Origin of the sequence: Streptomyces africanus (genome assembly GCF_002150735.1) — a bacterium.
GTDB classification, from domain to species: domain Bacteria; phylum Actinomycetota; class Actinomycetes; order Streptomycetales; family Streptomycetaceae; genus Streptomyces; species Streptomyces africanus.
The window spans coordinates 1-830 of sequence record NZ_MUKA01000461.1 but is presented as its reverse complement, the minus strand read 5'-3'; the positions used below and the strand labels follow the sequence as shown (position 1 = coordinate 830).

Here is an 830-nt window from a genome sequence, read left to right as displayed (position 1 = left end):
CAGCTCCGCCGCCCCCGCGGCGGCGCCGGCCGCGGGGGCGGCGGAGCTGGTGATCACACGGGCGCCGGAGGTGTGCCTGATGGGGACGGCCACGCCGGCGGAGCCGGGGATCTTCGACCCGGTGGTGCGGATCAAGCGGGAGCGTCCGCAGGTCGCGGTCCTGGTGCTGGGGCCGGTGCCCAGCCCGCGCGGCATCGCGGCAGCCTTCGCCGCGGGCGCTTCCGGCTACGTACGGCACGATGAGCGCATAGAGGGTGTCGAGCGGGCGATCATGAAGGCCCGGGCGGGAGAGGCGGCGGTGGCGCCGCAGCTGTTGCAGGGGGCGTTCAGCGAGTTGCTCAACCCGGCGGCCCAACCGGACGACGAGGGCCAGCGGTTGCTGTCGATGCTCACGCCGCGGGAGGTGGAGGTCCTGGTCCGCGTCGCCGACGGCGAGGACACCCGCCTGATCGCGGCGGGCATGGGCATCGCCCCTTCCACGGCCCGCACGCACGTCCAGCGGGTCCTGATGAAACTGGGAGTCGGCTCCCGCCTGGAGGCAGCGGCCCTGGCGGCACGCACGGGCTTGCTGGACCGCGCGGGGTCATTACAGCGGACGGTGACGCAGGATCCGGGGCCGGACACCCCCTAGGGCCTGTCGTTTGGATCACGCCGCAGACGCGGGGTCTGGCACGCGCATCTGCGGCGTTGTCGTCGGTTGCCGATGCTCCGCATCGACGCCCTCCTCCGCCTTGCAGCTGCACGCACCAGACCCCGCTCACCGGCACTGAACAGCGCTGTCGATTCCCTGCGACCTGATCCAAACGACAGGCCCTGGCCGTCCTGCCTTT

Annotated in this window: 1 protein-coding gene; it reads left to right on the top strand. The window is 72.8% G+C overall.

Annotated features, from left to right (window positions below):
- Positions 1-631: helix-turn-helix transcriptional regulator (locus CCL05_RS39710; RefSeq protein WP_086565462.1), on the top strand; the 631-nt coding region annotated here is incomplete at its 5' end.
- Positions 632-830 lie beyond the last annotated feature (199 nt).